Origin of the sequence: Parapedobacter koreensis (assembly GCF_900109365.1) — a bacterium.
GTDB lineage: Bacteria > Bacteroidota > Bacteroidia > Sphingobacteriales > Sphingobacteriaceae > Parapedobacter > Parapedobacter koreensis.
This window is the reverse complement of record NZ_FNZR01000003.1, coordinates 697,074-712,773: the sequence shown is the minus strand read 5'-3', so window position 1 is coordinate 712,773 and position 15,700 is coordinate 697,074. Positions and strand designations below refer to the sequence as shown.

The window sequence follows — 15,700 nt, the reverse complement described above, 5'->3', positions numbered from 1 at the left end:
GCGCTATCTTTGCACCATGGAAAAATACGCAGTCATTTTTGACATGGATGGAGTCATCGCCCATACCAACCCTTATCACACAGAAGCATTTAAACAGTTTTTCGATAAGTACAACGTTTCCTATACCGAGCAGGAATTTGAAGACCACATGTATGGCAAGCACAACAGCTACATCATGAACTACTTCTTCAAACGTATCATTACCGACGATGAATTCACCCGCCTGGAGAATGAGAAAGAAGGGCTTTTCCGCGAAATCTACAAAACGCAGGTCAAACCGATAAATGGATTTCTGGAATTTCTTGCCGCACTTAAGGCTGAAGGGTTCCATACCGGGGTGGCTACATCGGCACCGCGCGCCAACCTTGATTTGATCATGGGTGGATTGGGCTTTGAATCGCAAATGGAGTCGATCTTGGCCAGCGAAGACGTGACGGCGCATAAGCCCGATCCGCAGATATACCTCAAGTCAGCCAGCAACCTCGGCGTGCGGCCGGAAAACTGCGTTATTTTTGAAGATTCATTTTCGGGCGTATCGGCCGCCATCAACGCCGGTGCCAAAGTAGTTGGGGTGCTCACCTCACATACCAGGGAGCAGCTTCCACCTTGCCAGCACTATATCAACGATTACTATGATGTGGACATCCAACGGGTAAAACAGCTCCTAACGCTGCGCCATGCCTGATCTGTCCCATTTGCTTCACAGTACTTCGGATTGGGCGTTATTTTTCTTTTGTGCGACGCTTATCGGCATGTCCAAGACGGGCATCCCCAATATTGGCACACTCACGGTGCCTGTTTTCGCACTGCTGTTTGGTGCCAAGAACTCCACGGGCATTGTGCTCCCGATGCTGTGCATGGCCGATCTGTTGGCCGTTATCTACTACCGCAAGAAATTCCATCGCGCACTCGTCTTTAAGCCCATGCCCTGGGCGCTGTTGGGTTTGGTGATCGCGCTGGTACTGGGACATCAGGTTCCCGAGTCCGGTTTCCGGGTGATGATGGCTGGATGCATTTTATTAGGGATAGGAGCCATGTATGTCACCAGCCGGACCGACAAACTCGAAGATATCACCGCATCGCGCTGGTTCGCTCCATTTATTGGGTTAGCGCTGGGGTTCTCCACCATGATTGGCAATGCCGCCGGCCCCATCCTGACCGTATACCTACTCGCCATGCGCTTGCCAAAATTTGCCTTCGTCGCCACTGGAGCCTGGTTTATCATGACGTTAAATTACTTAAAAATTCCGCTGCAAGCCTTCGTATGGGATAACCTCACGGTCTCAGGCTTTCTGCTTGATTTGACCGCACTGCCTTTCATCATCCTTGGCGGCACCATCGGTATCCAACTGGTCAAGATTCTACCAGAACAACGATTCAGAACACTTATGATTGCCTTGACGGTGGTCGCCACGCTTGTTTTATTGATTTAGCCGCCACAGCGCTTTGACCGCTTATGAATTTTTCCTATCATTGATTAATTTATACGGGAAGGATGGATTCATATCGAAAAAAAGCCGATACATTCGTCATCTATGCGTTGAGCGAATATGCGGTTACGCTTGATTTCGGCGAAGAATTGCGTGCCGATCACTTGCAGCAGATTAGCCGCTTCAACACCTTGCTGCACGACAACCCGTTCGACGGATTTCGCGCATCCGTACCCGCCTACACCACATTGACCCTGTTTTTTGACCCCATGGTGGTCATCCAAGCCAGCACCCTCACAGGTATCCATTGTTTTGAGCGGATTTTCAATTACCTGAATACGCTTAAGTACAAGGAGACAGGTATTGTCGCGGCCGAAGCAATGCCCATTATGATCCCTGTCTGCTATGGCGATCGATTTGGCCCCGATTTGGAAGAAGTAGCGCAGGAACACGGCATGACCCCCGATGAGCTTATCCAGTTGCACCGTACAGCCATTTATCGAGTACATCTCATCGGCTTTACACCGGGATTTGCCTATTTAGGTGGATTGCCTGATCGTTTGGCAACGCCGCGCAGAGCCAGTCCCCGTAGCGCTGTGCCTGCCGGGTCCGTGGGCATTGCCGGAAAACAGACCGGTATTTACTCACTGGAAACACCGGGCGGATGGCAAATTATTGGCCGTACCCCACTTCGACTTTTTGATCCCCACCGTGCGCAGCCCACGTTGTTGAAAGCCGGTGATACCGTTGTTTTCCAAGCTATCACTCCCCATCAATTCGAATCTGATTACAAACATGATGCGTATCCGTATTCATAAAGCAGGCATGATGAGCACCATACAGGATATGGGCCGTTGGGGATACCTATCGCAGGGAGTTCCCATTTCCGGTGCGATGGATCGGCTGGCTGCCCGCATTGCCAACCTCGCGGTAGGCAATACCGGGGAACAGGCTGTTATCGAGTTTACCTATGGCAATGCCGCGTTTCAGGCGGAGACCGACATCCTGCTGGCTTATTCGGGCGATGGTGCTATCCTGGAAGCCAATTCAACGCCCTTGCCACCAGACAGGCCACTGTTCATCCCTACTGGCACCTACATCCATTTGGCCACCAACCCATCCGGATGCCGCAGCTACCTTGCCGTGGCTGGCGGGTGGGATGTCCCTGAGGCACTGGGCAGCAGAAGCACCTATACCACGGCGGCCATTGGTGGACTGCAAGGAAGAGCACTGCAAGGGGGCGATATGTTGCAGGCATGCAGCAGCCTCACCGACATCACTGTGGAATTGTTCCGCCGTCTGCAACGGCAAACGATCAATTACCCCCCTTGGGGTATCGCCCGTTGGCTGTTCTTATCCAAAAAGCGCAACACCGTGCGCATAGTTCCTGCCCATGAGTTCACCTGGTTCAGGGGCGAATCCGTTGTCAACTTCCTGTCGTCCCCTTTTACGGTGAGTACTACCAGCAACCGCATGGGCTATCAGCTGGATGGGCCACCAACGCATCGGTTTGTCAGCCGCGAACTGCTTTCCACCGCAGTGGCTCCCGGAACCATCCAGGTGACGGGCAACGGTAGCTTGGTCTTGCTGATGGCAGATTGCCAGACCACCGGTGGCTATCCCCGTATTGCGCAGGTCGCAGCGGTGGATATGCCATTATGCGCCCAGTTTAAACCGGGCGATATAATTTATTTCAAGGAAATCAGCCGAATCGAAGCTGAAAAATTATATATTCACCACGAAAATCAGTTGAGCAAGTTGGCAATTGCTTTAGCAACCAACCTACTAACCGCACGTTGATGATTACTATCGATTTGAATTGCGATATGGGTGAAACACCGGGCAATCAACCCGGATCCATGGACGACGTATTGTTTGCCTATGCATCATCAGCCAATATTGCCTGTGGCTTCCATGCCGGGGATCCATTGCGGATGGAGCTAACCGTACAGCAGGCACTCCAACAAGGTGTAGCCATCGGTGCCCATCCCGGGCTGCCGGATTTGGAAGGGTTTGGCAGGCAGGAACGCCCCATTTCGCCGAGTGAAGCGTATCAAATCACCCTGTACCAAATCGGTGCTTTAGCCGCTTTTGCAAAGGCCGCCGGAGGCATCCTTCACCACGTAAAGCCACATGGTGCACTGTACAACATGGCAGCGCGGGATATACACTTAGCCGAGGCTTTGGTGGCGGCCGTGCACGACTTTGATAGCAACTTAGTACTTTATGCCCTTGCTGGCAGTGCCCTGGTGAAAGCTGCACAAGCAAAGGGCATACGCGTAGCTGCCGAAGGCTTTATCGATAGGCGGTATGAAGCAGACGGATCGCTCACTCCCCGATCCCGTCCCAATGCATTAATTACCGATATGCAGCAAGCTATTAACCAATCATTTATATTACTTGAAAAAGTAGATACCCTCTGTATCCATGGCGATTCTCCCCATGCCACGGCATTTGCCAAAGCCGTACATGACGCATTCCTGCAGGCCGGTATCGCTATTAAAGCCCCATTTTCATGATGAATAAACACAATTGGAACGTGTTATTAGGAGCGGCCTTCCTGATGGCCACATCAGCTATCGGTCCCGGATTCCTTACGCAGACCGCCGTTTTCACTGCGCAGCTCGGTGCAAGTTTCGCCTTTGTCATCCTGCTGTCCATCTTGATTGACGCCGTTGCCCAGCTAAATATCTGGCGGATCGTCACCGTATCCAATCAACCTGCCCAGCAGGTCGCCAACCGGGTATTGCCCGGTTTGGGCTATGCAATTGCTGCATTGGTATTTCTTGGCGGCATGGCCTTCAACATCGGCAATATCGCTGGGGCAGGCCTGGGATTGAATGTGCTCCTCGGATTGGATGTAGCGCATGGCGCTATCATCAGTGCAGGCATTGCCATCGCGATATTTATCTATAAAGAAGCCGGGAAAGCGATGGACTGGTTTGCCAAAGTACTTGGGGTGCTGATGATCGCCCTTACCCTTTATATCGCTTATCAAAGCAAGCCGCCTGTTGGTGAAGCGTTGATTCAAACAATAGCCCCCAAAACATTTAGTTTTACCGCCTTACTGACCATCGTTGGTGGCACCGTGGGTGGTTATATTACATTTGCTGGCGCACATCGGCTGCTGGACGCTGGAGTCGCAGGGCAGCGTCATCTACCGGCCGTAAACCGGGGAGCACTAAGCGCCATTGGTATTGCGTCGTTGATGCGTATCCTCTTATTTCTGGCCGCATTGGGAGTCGTTAGCGCTGGCCACGTGCTGGATGCGGCCAACCCACCTGCATCCGTGTTTAAGTTGGCCAGCGGCGAAATCGGGTATAAATTGTTCGGGTTGGTCATGTGGTCCGCCGCTATTACTTCCGTGGTAGGAGCCGCCTATACTTCGGTGTCGTTTATCCGCAGTTTCCACGCGCGCATCGCACAATGGAATAATTCCATTATTGTTGGTTTTATCCTGACTTGTTGCATGATATACCTCATCGTCGGCCAACCCGTGAAAACCCTCATCGTGGCCGGTGCATTCAACGGACTGATTTTACCCCTTTCATTGGCCATCATGCTCATTGCGGCTTACCATCCCGGAATTGTAGGCACGTACAGGCAGCCGCTATGGCTCAGCATTGCCGGGGTAGCCGTCGTTGTCCTGATGACCTGGATGGGATATGAAACCATCGTACAATTACTGGCATGATGTCGGGTTTTTCCGTATCTTTGGGTGGTACCGTGCGTCCATTTGAAAAAGTAAACAATGATTAATACCGATCCGAACCACGTACATACCTATGATGAGCATGGCCATATGACCTGCTGCACATTGGAGGACAAGGTGTATGAAAAAGCCGGTGCTTCAGATCTGTTGAAACAAGGCCCGGAAGCCACACACGAGGTCCACGCTCACGACGCTGATGTGTTAAAGCTATTTCTTCCCGCCATCGTCAGTTTGGTATTGTTGCTGTTTGGGCTTGCCTTTGACAATAGCTGGATCCCGGCACCTACCTTCTTTGAGGGGTGGGCACGGTTGGGCTGGTACATTGTCGCCTACCTGCCTGTCGGTCTCCCAGTCATCGGTGAAATGTTCCGTGCCTTTGCCAAAAAGGAGTTTTTTTCCGAATTTACCCTGATGACCTTGGCTACGGTCGGGGCCTTTTTCATTGGGGAATACCCAGAAGGCGTAGCCGTCATGCTGTTTTATACCGTTGGTGAAAACCTCCAAAGTCTGGCCGTACGGCGGGCCAAAGGAAACATCAAGGCCCTGCTCGATCAACGACCGGATGAGGTGACCATCATGGATAATGGCCGTCCGCGCACCATCAGGGCCGAGCAAGCCACCATTGGGCAGACGGTGCAGCTCAAACCGGGCGAGAAGCTGGCGCTGGATGGTGAGCTCCTGTCAGCAAGTGCCTCGTTCAATACCGCCGCACTTACCGGCGAAAGCAAGCCCGATACAAAAGCAAAAGGCGACACCGTATTGGCTGGCATGATCAACCTGAATACGCCAGCCCAGGTACGCATCACCACTGCCTACACAGATAGCAAACTCAGCAAGATTATCTCCCTGGTGCAAGATGCAACCGCTCAGAAGGCTCCTACGGAACTATTCATCCGCAAGTTTGCCAAGGTGTACACGCCAATTGTTGTCATCCTATCGCTATTGATCACCGTAGTGCCTTATTTCTTCGTGGCCAATTACGTGTTCAACGACTGGCTATATCGTGCATTGGTGTTTCTGGTTATTTCTTGTCCCTGCGCATTAGTCGTTTCGATACCCCTCGGCTACTTTGGCGGCATCGGCGCAGCAAGCAGGCGAGGCATCTTATTCAAAGGTGGCAATTTCCTTGATGCATTGGCCAACGTGAAGCACGTTGTGATGGACAAGACTGGTACGCTTACCAAAGGGGTATTCCGCGTGCAGGACGTCATCATCCGCGATGGATTGGATCCTGCGGAAATCCTCGCCATGGTCAATGCGTTGGAAAGCAATAGCACCCATCCCGTGGCAACAGCCATCCATGACTATGTAGGGCAGGTAGATCAGGCTATCCGGTTGGATCAAGTCGAAGAAATACCCGGCCACGGATTGAAAGCGTTGGTGGCAGGCAAAGTACTGCTGGTGGGCAACTTTAAATTGCTCGACCAATTCGAGATAATGCATAATAATGTAGATACGGGCGACATTCCATATACTGTCATTGCGATAGGTTATGACGGCCGGTATGCAGGCCATCTCACCATTGCCGACGAGGTAAAACCCGACGCAGCGGCTGCCATCAACCAAATGAAAGCACTTGGCATTACACCCACGATGCTCAGCGGCGATCGGGCTATTGTAGTCCGGGCCGTAGCCGATACGTTAGGGATCACGGATGCCTATGGCGATTTATTACCCGAAGATAAAGCCAACAAAATCAAAGAAATGAAAGCTTCCGGATCCATTATCGCTTTTGTTGGTGATGGCGTAAATGATGCGCCCGTCATTGCATTGAGCGATGTAGGCATTGCCATGGGCGGGCTCGGTAGTGATGCCACCATCGAGACTGCCGACGTGGTCATTCAGGACGACCAACCCAGCAAGATTCCCGTAGCCATCAACGTTGGCAAAGCCACCCGGCGCATCGTCTGGCAAAACATCGTCCTGGCTTTTGCCGTGAAAGCCATCGTACTCATCCTCGGTGCCGGGGGGCTGGCCAATATGTGGGAGGCCGTCTTTGCCGACGTAGGCGTAGCCTTATTGGCCATTGGCAATGCGGTTCGTATACAGCGAATGCAATTCCCGAATTTTTAGTACATTTGGTAATCCATCCAATTATAACTCGTCATGCGCAGCATCAGTAGAAAAACATTCCTGAAGACCGCTTCCCTGTTGGCCAGTATTCCTTTGTTCGCCGGTTCGGCAATGGCGAATATCCCCAGAAAGGACGCCAAAAAGATGAAGTTGGGATTTGTCACCTACCTGTGGGGCAAAGACTGGAATGTGCCCACACTTATCAAGCACTGCACGGATACCGACTTGCAGGGTGTGGAATTACGTGTAGACCACGCTCATAACGTCACACCAGAAATGAGCAAACAAGCGAGGCTAGCCATTAGGAAGCAATTCGCCGACAGCCCCGTAGCGATCGTTGGTATGGGCACCAACCAGCAATATGATTTTCCAGACCAAAATGCCCTCAAGGCATCCATCGTACGTACAAAGGAATTCATCAAACTCAGCGCGGATATCGGCGGCAGTGGTGTGAAGGTCAAGCCCAATGCCTTCCACCGCGACGTACCCCGGGAAAAGACCATGGCGCAAATCGGTGCCTCATTAAACGAACTTGCCGCTTATGCGGCTGATTTCGGGCAGCAGCTCCGCCTGGAGGTTCATGGTGAAGAGACCCAAGAATTGCCCAACATCAAGGCCATCATGGATTACGCCGACCATCCCAATGCGACACTTTGCTGGAATTGCAATCCGCAGGATCTCCATGGGAAGGGGTTCCAATATAATTTCGACCTGGTTAAACACCGTTTCGGCGATACCATCCACGTACGTGAGCTCGATCGTACCGATTACCCTTACACCGCACTACTTGAAAACCTAGCCGCAATGGATTATGGCGGTTGGATTTTACTGGAATGCCATACCGACCCCACAGATAAAGTCGGATCCATGCGGGCGCAGCGGGCTGTTTTCGATCGCATAGTTTCCGCGATCTAGCCCCCCCGGCGTCCTATAAACTTTTGTCTTTCTTTTGCCTTCTTCCGTGCAGGATGCGGGGCCGATCCGGGGCGTATCCAGGAAAAAGTAAGATCCGCACCGCATCCCATACGGATAAACCCCACATTACGGCAGAAGAATGGCAGGAAAAATGAGGAAGAACGTCAAGTATTGCCGCTACAGACCGAGTTTACCAAGAATCTGTTCTAAATGCCATTTTTTGCTAAAAATTAGCATCGTGTAAGGACAACATCCGATATTTGCCGTTTCCTATCAGCATTGCGGATGAGAACACTTTTTTTAACTCTATTTTTCGTCGCCTGGTTGTCGTACTATAGCTTTGTTGCAGTGCGCTACGGCATCCAGGGCTTGGCCCCTTCGGTAAGGCGAACGGTACTGCTGCTATACATACTGGCCAGCGTGGCTGCTTTAGTCAGCCCTGTGCTGTTTGTCCGGTGGGCGTCCAGTGGTTGGCCCAGTAACGTGGCGATGCACACCGTACACGTGTTCGTCGGGCTCTTCCTTGGGCAAATAGTAATGGCATCGGTCATGTTTCTAGGCGACCTATTCGTTGGCGGCAAGGCCGTGCTGTTGTGGGCACACGATGCCTGGTTTCCACCACCTCCTGCTGGATCCGGCAACACGGTATCGCGAAGTGCCTTCGTGGGGCAGTTGGCAATGTTACTCGGTGGCACTATCACCGGCGGTTTGCTATATGGCGTCACACGCCGTTACCGGTATCAAGTTTTGAACGTGACCATACCGATAGCAGGGCTTCCCAAAGCGTTCCACGGATTACGGATTCTTCACCTTACGGACATTCATGCAGGGAGTTTTGATGATTCGGCGGCGGTAGCTAAAGGGGTAGATTTGGCCATGGCCCAACAGCCCGACCTTATCGTATTCTCCGGTGACCTCGTCAACAACCGGGCAGACGAAGTCCTGCCCTACCTGGATACCTTTGCCAAACTTAGTGCACCACTGGGTGTCTACTCTATCCTGGGCAATCATGACTATGGCGACTACCTATCGTGGCCAACGCCGGAGGCCAAACGGGAAAACCTGCACCGCCTGAAGGCCTATCAGCAGCAGATGGGATGGCGCCTGCTCATCAATGAAGCGGTGACGTTGCAGAAAGGTGGCGAGGCCATTACCCTCGCCGGAGTAGAAAACTGGAGCGGGCGGGCCGGGTTTTCGCGCTATGGCAACCTGACCAAAGCCCTATCTGACACGGTGGCCGACCGGCCAATCATCCTACTCAGTCACGATCCCTCCCATTGGGAAGCCGAAGTGGTAGACGCCCATCCGCAGGTCGCACTTACCTTAAGTGGGCACACGCATGGCATGCAGTTTGGTATCGAATCCCGGTGGTTCCGGTGGAGCCCTGCACAATACCTATATAGGCAATGGGCAGGCCTGTATCGCCGGGGTCGCCAGTCGTTGTACGTCAATCGGGGCTTTGGTTTCCTCGGCTACCAGGGCCGACTGGGCATACCGCCCGAAATTGCCTTGCTGGAGTTGGTTGAAGCACCACAGGCTACTTAGTGACGAGATACAGCTACCTTAGGAAGTTTCATGTATCTGTTGTGATTTTGCCAATATGCGATAGGTATTTCCCTGGTATTGGAACTCACAAACCACATCCACTTCGATGCGTGTTTCCCATTCTGGGCCGTTCCTGACGACTCTTTACGACAGTGCTTTATTGCTGCATATCGGATACTTAACGCATGCGCTCAAACCTTGGAACTATTTTCCAATTCCACCACCCGTTTTTCCACCGACTCCATGATCTCCGTCAAACTGGCGATAGCTTCATCTTTTATTTGGCTATCCGCTATTTTCTGTTCCAAGCGTTTCATTCGAACAGCTAATTCGTCCAGCTGCTCAGGTAATCCAAAATGAACAGGCGTCTGCTGCTCTTTTTTCTTCAAGATGGGCCGGGCAGCAATGATTAATGCAATGATGCCAATGGCGAGGGCGAGATAAGCAATCATGGTATCTTCTTTTTCAGGGTTGTCGTTTTGATCGGTAAGTTGTTCAGGATAGGTTGACTGAGATTCCGCCAAGTTAAGGAGTGAATCCGGAACTGTATCTGTAGCGATTTGTTCCATTGGTTCATCCACAGGCGGATGCAGCAAGCCTTCGATGCGGGAGATGTACCCTTCGTAACCAGCCAGTTGCTTTCGATAGCCTTTTCCCGGCCGTTCGAAGATATCCGCAAATACTTGGTTCCGCAGAGCAACCAACGCTGCCTCGTCTGTGGCTGCCATGGAACGCCAGCTGTCGTACCACCGATCGATTCCCGCTATGGGTTTACTGGACAACTGTTGTTTGAAGCAGTCATAATCCAGCGTTTCACAGGATATCCTAAATGCGGTGTCCTGCGAAACCGCTTTATCTGTTGCCAGAAAATTAATTGTTTCCCGAATTAACTCATACTTGGCCTGATCCGCCTCATCTTGCCCAGAGGCGTCCCAAACGAACAAAACCGTACATACAATGGCTAACAAACCACTTCGCATATCCTTATTTTTTTAATTACAAAATTCAATCTTCGACTATTCTTAACGGCTAAAATAGTGAGAAAATAAGGAGTAGCAAAATCTGCTAAAAGCTATAGCCGACGGATACGCCCATAGACCGATTCCTTACTGTGCTACTGGGCTGGTAATCTGCCCATCTTGGTTGCAGATCGGCTATACCTTGTTGTATGTCAAACGACAGGGTGTATTGGTTAAAAATCGAATACCCAATTCTGAAATGTGCTCCATAATCCCAAGGTCTGGCATAAACATAGGTATTCATGCCTCCATAAGAATTATCATTTTGAAAAGCTACTTCTCCATTTCCGTCTATCACGATATCGCCGATCAATACCGTCCCTTTCGTCTTCCATTTACCCCCAGTTCCATATCCCAAGTAAGGCCCCACGGCCAACAACAAGTTGCCGGGACCAATTTTTGGGCTATATAGCAGATCCACGGGCAATTCCAGGTAAGATACGTTGGCCTGGAAATCTTCTCCCCAACCAATATGGGATGATCCCTCCTGCTTAAATCCGCGCCTTGCATAGATGAATGAAGGTTGAATAGAAAACTGGCTTGATAAGCGAACACCTGCTCCCAGCCCGAGATAAATCCCCGGCTGTGATGATGTGTTTGCTTTATTTCCATCCCGGTCTTTGGCTGTTATGTTGGAATAATTCAGCCCAGCTTTGACATCCCATTTTACTTGGGCAAAACAACTGACGGAAATAAATATGAAAACAAAAAGAGAAACCAGCGCTTTAGTGCTCATAATGATGGATTGAGTTTAAATGGATTAGTGAATAGACAAGTATTTCTTCTAAAACGTCGAAAACCATGCAAACGCTACACGTAATCAGCGATTAAAGGATGTTCCTGTATCCAGCAAAACTTCGTCAACAAATCGATGCCATTAAGTTTTATCTTTGTATTTACTCGATTATGTTTTACCAGTCTTTGATTGCTTTTTTTGGCGTCACTTCCCTGCTTGGCAAAGAACCTCGTTTCGCTGCTGAAATCATTGATGATCAAGTCAGCATTGGGCATGATCTGGCGATCGGCGATGTGGATGGTGACGGCAAACCGGACATCTTGCTCGCTGATAAATCCCAGCTTGTCTGGTATCGCAATGGAGATTGGAAGCGCTTCATCATGGTAGATAATCTGACCGAATACGACCATTTCTGTATAGCCGCCCGTGACATAGACGGCGATGGGAAGGTAGAAATCGCTGTGGGATCGGAATCCGTATATTACCTCATCCGTCCGAATGATCCGACCCAATTGTGGACACCGCTAGTACTTCGCCACAGCCCGGCGGTGTACCGGATGCATTGGGTGAAAGTAAATCACAGCAGCTGCCAGTTGATTGTAGTGCCACTGGATCCCGGGAGAAACGGGGAAGGTCAAAGACAGGCCGCAAACATATTGGCGTACGAAAAACCGACAGATCCAGCTATGCCATGGCAACATCGGGTTATCTCGCAGCCCATGCCAAAAGTATATCATCTGGATGTGTACGACTATGGCGATAGGGAGGTCTTTTATGTCAATGGCGATGGCGGCGTGATGGGTTTCTTCTTTAAAGACGGGCATTGGGTGCGTAACACTGCTGACTGGCTGGCGCGGGGAAGGCAGATCAGTGAAGCTCGCATGGGCCGCGTAGCAAGCCGAAATGCTCATGTTTTTGCTGCTATTGAACCGTTCCATGGTAATATGGTGACGGTCTATACACCGGGACTTACCGACAGTCTGCTGGTGTACGACAAAATCGGGCGGGTAGTGCTCGAACGGAAGATGAGTGAAGGGCATGGGTTGGGAATGGCCGATCTGTTGGATTTAGGACGCGACCAGATTGTGGCTGGGTGGCGAAAACCAAATAAGGATGGTCACTTCGGCATCAAGTTGTATGTGCCGTTTAACCCATACTGGGAAGCGATGGATGTCTATTGGATAGATCGTGGAGGTATCGCTTGTGAGGGCCTCCAAATTGCAGACATGGACGGCGACGGAAAACCTGATATCATCGCATTTGGCCGCTCAACCAACAACCTGAAGATCTATTGGAACAAAACGGAATAGGATGGGATGACAAAACGGCCGTTCATTTCTATTTTAGCTGACATACTGGAAAATGGCCGCAAAATTGCCTCCTTTTTTTATCGTCGATTGCTTCTTGTTATACGCAGACTACATTAAACAATGAAATTACTATTATCGTACTTGAGCAGGCATAAGGGCCTCATCTTCGTAGCCCTGTTGCTGGCCGCCATTAACCAGATTTTCTCCCTACTGAACCCATACATTCTGGGCAACCTGATCATTGACCCCTATGCCAACAGGGCTGCCGATTTCCGAGCGCAGGGTGCTGACACCGTTTTCTTTAAGGGCATAATAATCGGTCTGCTGCTGATCATTGGCGTAGCCATGGTATCCCGCATTGCCAAGGCCTTTCAGGATTATGTCGTAAATGTCGTCATTCAGAAATTCGGCGCCCGCCTGTATACGGACGGTCTACGGCATGCGCTGCGGCTACCCTTTCAGGATTTTGAAGATCAGCGCAGCGGTGAAACCCTGTCCGTGCTGCAGAAGGTACGGGCAGATTGCGAAAAATTCATCACCAATTTTGTCAATGTGCTGTTTGCCACGATTGTGGGTATCGTTTTCGTAGTAGTTGTATCGTTTCGACTAAGCCCTTCGCTGCCGTTGATCTACTTGATTGGCGCGGTGACACTGGCTTTTTTGACCAGCTACCTGAGCAGGAAAATCAAGTTTATCCAGAAAAATATCCTCAAAGAAACGAATGCATTGGCCGGTTCCACCACCGAATCGCTCCGCAATATCGAATTGGTAAAGAGCCTGGGGCTTACCCAACAGGAGGTACAGCGGCTGAATACCACGACCATGAAAATCCTGAATTTGGAGCTGCGCAAGGTGAAAAGCATACGGGCAGTAAGCTTTGTGCAGGGTACATTCGTCAACTTCCTGCAACAATGCATCATGTTTGCATTGTTGTTTTTCGTGTTCAGGAATCAGATCACTGTAGGGCAAATGATGATGATGCAGTTCTATTCGTTTTTCATCTTTGGCCCCTTACAGGAACTGGGCAACATCATCCTATCATATCGCGAAGCAGAAGCTTCCTTAAATAACCTGCAGGATCTATTCAACCGGAAGCCCGAGTTTCAGCCAGCCAATCCCGAAAAGATAAATGCGGTGACCAGCTTACGGTTTGAAGACGTACGCTTTCAGCACCAATCGGCCACCAGACCGGCACTGGAAGGGATTTCTTTCGAGGTAAAGCGCGGGGAAACAGTCGCTTTTGTAGGCCCCTCCGGTGCGGGTAAGACGACACTGGTGAAGTTGCTCGTAGGTCTATATCACCCCAGTGAAGGACATATTTTCTATAACGATTTTCGGGGCGACCGCATAGACTTTGATGGGTTCCGTCACCAGATTGGCTTTGTGACACAGGATACACAGTTATTTTCGGGCACAATCCGTGAAAACCTACTCTTTGTAAATCCGGATGCGACGGATGAACAGATAATGGACGTAATACGCAAAGCAGCCGGACAAAACATCCTTGTTCGGGCGGACAAGGGGCTGGACACGGTGATTGGCGAGGGTGGACTGAAGCTATCGGGGGGTGAAAGGCAGCGGCTTTCCATCGCTCGGGCCTTACTACGGCAACCTCACCTGATGATTTTTGATGAAGCCACCTCGGCATTAGACTCTATCACGGAGGAAGAGATCGCCAATACGATCCGCCATATCACGGCTGAGCGGCAACACATCACCATCATGATTGCCCATCGCCTATCGACCATCATGCATGCCGACCGCATCGTTGTATTGGAAAAAGGGAAAATCGCGGAATCGGGTAGCCACGACGAATTGCTCGAGACAAAAGGGTTATACTATGCCATGTGGAGGCAACAGATTGGCGAACGCAAAGAGGAGATAACGCCTGCGGTGATCTAGTCAAACCTGGCCGGACAAAAATTAATACTGCCCATAGGCCCCGTAATAGGCAGCTCCAATGAGTGCGGCTTTGCTGTTCAATATCACTTCTATCGGTACGCGCTGCAACAGTCCGGTCATGCGGGAATTTTGGATAAACTGTTGGCGAAACAAGTCTTTGCGCAATAGCGGAAAAATCCTGGGCGGTATACCACCTCCTAACAACAAACCACCCGTGGCCTTATGTTTCAGTACTAAGCTCGTAGCCTCGCGGGCCATGTAGCTCACGAACAATTCCATCGACATGATGCACGTAGCATCCAGCTCGCGCATCGCAGCATGGCTGATCACTGCAGCCGGATTGCTGTCATTCTTAAAATTTTCCGTTAGCCAAGCGGGCTCTTTATGCCCCTTCGCATCACGTAGGAAACAGTAAATGCTGTAAATGCCTGGACCGGATACCACGTGTTCCCAGCTCACCATATCGCTCATCCTCCTTAAGTAGTCCCATAATTCCAGATCAAGTGCTGTCCGGGGTGCAAAATCACTATGCCCGCCTTCGGTAGCAAATGGCCGATAAGCCTCGCCGTCCCAGAAAATGCCAGCTTCACCCAACCCCGTACCGGGAGCTAAGATGGCCATATTGCCCCGCCGGGTCCCGCCATTGTCAAACACCGTGGCTACATCCTCCTGCGCCAAGCCTGCCAAGCCATAGGCTGTTGCCTCCAAATCATTGATGAGGACAACACGGTTGATGCCAAGATCGCGTTCCAAAAGCTTGCCGTCAAGTGCCCAGGATAAATTGGTCAACTTCACAGCATTGTCCAAAACGGGCCCGGCAACTCCGATAGACAGTATAGGGGGAACAGGCAGGTCCTTGCTGAACGTTTTGACAATTTCTTCAAATGTGGCATGCGCCTTGGACGGAAAGGTGGCCTCGCGTAGCAGCAAAAGCGCCTCCCCCTGTACCTCAAACAGCCCCAAGCTGGTCTTAGTACCACCGATATCGGCGGCGAGGATCTGCTGTCCTTGGATGTCCATGTTCCGTTTTTTTGGCAAATAGAGTGCGTATGACATGG

At 50.9% G+C, this 15,700-nt stretch carries 14 protein-coding genes; 11 read left to right on the top strand and 3 right to left on the bottom strand.

The window, feature by feature from the left end; all coding sequences use genetic code 11:
* Positions 1-16: 16 nt before the first annotated feature.
* From BMW65_RS10885 to BMW65_RS10845, 9 genes are all read left to right on the top strand, one after another.
* Complete coding sequence (locus tag BMW65_RS10885; protein WP_090605253.1) at positions 17-685, top strand: HAD family hydrolase; 669 nt, start codon at positions 17-19, stop codon at positions 683-685.
* A gap of 10 nt (positions 686-695) precedes the next feature.
* Entirely contained in the window at positions 696-1,433 is a 738-nt protein-coding gene (locus tag BMW65_RS10880; protein ID WP_245747611.1) for a sulfite exporter TauE/SafE family protein, read from the top strand.
* Between the two features lie 62 nt (positions 1,434-1,495).
* On the top strand, positions 1,496-2,248 hold the full coding sequence (gene pxpB / locus BMW65_RS10875; protein WP_090605250.1) for a 5-oxoprolinase subunit PxpB: 753 nt from the start codon (positions 1,496-1,498) through the stop codon (positions 2,246-2,248).
* Positions 2,226-3,230 (top strand): 5-oxoprolinase subunit C family protein, encoded by a 1,005-nt coding sequence (locus BMW65_RS10870; RefSeq protein ID WP_245747610.1) that lies wholly within the window; start codon positions 2,226-2,228, stop codon positions 3,228-3,230. The genes pxpB and BMW65_RS10870 overlap by 23 nt, the downstream gene beginning before the upstream one ends.
* The gene (locus BMW65_RS10865) at positions 3,230-3,949 is read left to right on the top strand and encodes a LamB/YcsF family protein (RefSeq protein WP_090605248.1); all 720 of its coding nucleotides are present in this window, start codon (positions 3,230-3,232) and stop codon (positions 3,947-3,949) included. Before BMW65_RS10870 ends, BMW65_RS10865 begins: the two co-directional genes overlap by 1 nt.
* On the top strand, positions 3,946-5,124 hold the full coding sequence (locus BMW65_RS10860; protein WP_090605246.1) for an NRAMP family divalent metal transporter: 1,179 nt from the start codon (positions 3,946-3,948) through the stop codon (positions 5,122-5,124). The genes BMW65_RS10865 and BMW65_RS10860 overlap by 4 nt, the downstream gene beginning before the upstream one ends.
* 57 nt (positions 5,125-5,181) lie before the next feature.
* Positions 5,182-7,215, top strand: a complete 2,034-nt coding sequence (locus tag BMW65_RS10855; RefSeq protein ID WP_090605245.1) for a heavy metal translocating P-type ATPase — start codon at positions 5,182-5,184, stop codon at positions 7,213-7,215.
* Between the two features lie 33 nt (positions 7,216-7,248).
* A complete protein-coding gene (locus BMW65_RS10850; protein ID WP_090605243.1) occupies positions 7,249-8,130 on the top strand; it encodes a sugar phosphate isomerase/epimerase family protein in 882 nt (293 codons plus the stop codon).
* Positions 8,131-8,415: 285 nt separating this feature from the next.
* Positions 8,416-9,675 carry a metallophosphoesterase gene (locus tag BMW65_RS10845; protein WP_090605242.1) on the top strand — a complete coding sequence of 420 codons (1,260 nt, stop codon included), beginning with the start codon at positions 8,416-8,418 and terminating at the stop codon, positions 9,673-9,675.
* A 191-nt stretch (positions 9,676-9,866) separates the two neighbouring features.
* Here the strand turns inward: BMW65_RS10845 and BMW65_RS10840 are convergent, their stop codons facing one another.
* Together BMW65_RS10840 and BMW65_RS10835 are read right to left on the bottom strand one after the other, a co-directional pair.
* Complete coding sequence (locus BMW65_RS10840) at positions 9,867-10,655, bottom strand: hypothetical protein (protein ID WP_090605240.1); 789 nt, start codon at positions 10,653-10,655, stop codon at positions 9,867-9,869.
* A gap of 85 nt (positions 10,656-10,740) precedes the next feature.
* On the bottom strand, positions 10,741-11,430 hold the full coding sequence (locus tag BMW65_RS10835) for a porin family protein (protein WP_090605239.1): 690 nt from the start codon (positions 11,428-11,430) through the stop codon (positions 10,741-10,743).
* 170 nt (positions 11,431-11,600) lie between these two features.
* Here BMW65_RS10835 and BMW65_RS10830 point away from each other — a divergent pair, with 170 nt between their 5' ends.
* Together BMW65_RS10830 and BMW65_RS10825 are read left to right on the top strand one after the other, a co-directional pair.
* Complete coding sequence (locus BMW65_RS10830) at positions 11,601-12,740, top strand: FG-GAP repeat domain-containing protein (protein ID WP_090605237.1); 1,140 nt, start codon at positions 11,601-11,603, stop codon at positions 12,738-12,740.
* 120 nt (positions 12,741-12,860) lie between these two features.
* Positions 12,861-14,642: an ABC transporter ATP-binding protein gene (locus BMW65_RS10825; RefSeq protein ID WP_090605236.1), complete on the top strand. Its 1,782-nt coding sequence runs from the start codon at positions 12,861-12,863 to the stop codon at positions 14,640-14,642.
* Between the two features lie 21 nt (positions 14,643-14,663).
* Here the strand turns inward: BMW65_RS10825 and glk are convergent, their stop codons facing one another.
* Positions 14,664-15,662, bottom strand: coding sequence for a glucokinase (gene glk / locus BMW65_RS10820; protein WP_245747609.1), 999 nt, complete (start codon positions 15,660-15,662; stop codon positions 14,664-14,666).
* Positions 15,663-15,700: the final 38 nt, after the last annotated feature.

Excerpts from the sequence above, each read along its gene's own strand:
- BMW65_RS10885 (WP_090605253.1), top strand. The coding sequence starts at position 17 with ATGGAAAAATACGCAGTCATTTTTGACATGGATGGAGTCATCGCCCAT.
- pxpB (WP_090605250.1), top strand. The coding sequence starts at position 1,496 with ATGGATTCATATCGAAAAAAAGCCGATACATTCGTCATCTATGCGTTG.
- BMW65_RS10870 (WP_245747610.1), top strand. The coding sequence starts at position 2,226 with ATGATGCGTATCCGTATTCATAAAGCAGGCATGATGAGCACCATACAG.
- BMW65_RS10865 (WP_090605248.1), top strand. The coding sequence starts at position 3,230 with ATGATTACTATCGATTTGAATTGCGATATGGGTGAAACACCGGGCAAT.
- BMW65_RS10860 (WP_090605246.1), top strand. The coding sequence starts at position 3,946 with ATGATGAATAAACACAATTGGAACGTGTTATTAGGAGCGGCCTTCCTG.
- BMW65_RS10855 (WP_090605245.1), top strand. The coding sequence starts at position 5,182 with ATGATTAATACCGATCCGAACCACGTACATACCTATGATGAGCATGGC.
- BMW65_RS10850 (WP_090605243.1), top strand. The coding sequence starts at position 7,249 with ATGCGCAGCATCAGTAGAAAAACATTCCTGAAGACCGCTTCCCTGTTG.
- BMW65_RS10845 (WP_090605242.1), top strand. The coding sequence starts at position 8,416 with ATGAGAACACTTTTTTTAACTCTATTTTTCGTCGCCTGGTTGTCGTAC.
- BMW65_RS10840 (WP_090605240.1), bottom strand. The coding sequence starts at position 10,655 with ATGCGAAGTGGTTTGTTAGCCATTGTATGTACGGTTTTGTTCGTTTGG.
- BMW65_RS10835 (WP_090605239.1), bottom strand. The coding sequence starts at position 11,430 with ATGAGCACTAAAGCGCTGGTTTCTCTTTTTGTTTTCATATTTATTTCC.
- BMW65_RS10830 (WP_090605237.1), top strand. The coding sequence starts at position 11,601 with ATGTTTTACCAGTCTTTGATTGCTTTTTTTGGCGTCACTTCCCTGCTT.
- BMW65_RS10825 (WP_090605236.1), top strand. The coding sequence starts at position 12,861 with ATGAAATTACTATTATCGTACTTGAGCAGGCATAAGGGCCTCATCTTC.
- glk (WP_245747609.1), bottom strand. The coding sequence starts at position 15,662 with ATGGACATCCAAGGACAGCAGATCCTCGCCGCCGATATCGGTGGTACT.